Source organism: Anoxybacillus sp. CHMUD (genome assembly GCF_013096965.1).
Classification (GTDB): domain Bacteria; phylum Bacillota; class Bacilli; order Bacillales; family Anoxybacillaceae; genus Anoxybacillus; species Anoxybacillus kestanbolensis_A.
Map to the genome: position 1 here is coordinate 1 of NZ_SDLG01000068.1, position 490 is coordinate 490.

Below are 490 nucleotides of genomic sequence, written 5' to 3' on the forward strand. Positions count from 1 at the left end.
TGCCAAGGCATCCACCGTGCGCCCTTTCTAACTTAACTAAACACACTTTGCATTGCTTGGCTTTATCGTTTAGCTCCAAACGAGAACCGTTTGTCGCTTTTCTTACTGCCTGTTATCTAGTTTTCAAGGAACAATCAGCGAAAATAACGAGGGATATTCCCTCAAAACTAAACGAAGCGAAAAAGCGTTGTTATTGCGTTATGTCTAGCTTCGAACCAAGAACCGTTCTCCGCTTTTCTTTATGTCTAGCTACGAACTAACATCCTCCTCCGCGTTTGCTTTCTCCGTCGACGTGCACGCACGTCTTGTCGAAAGCTTGCGCTTCCGTCGGATGTTTTCTTGACTACGTCAAGAACCGTTCTTCGCTTTTCGCATTTATCCTTAGAAAGGAGGTGATCCAGCCGCACCTTCCGATACGGCTACCTTGTTACGACTTCACCCCAATCATTTGCCCCACCTTCGGCGGCTGGCTCCCGTAAGGGTTACCTCA

The 490-nt window shown here is 47.6% G+C and carries 1 rRNA gene; it reads right to left on the reverse strand.

The window, feature by feature from the left end:
• Positions 1 to 385 precede the first annotated feature (385 nt).
• Positions 386 to 490 (reverse strand): 16S ribosomal RNA (locus ETB99_RS14630); the annotation flags it as partial.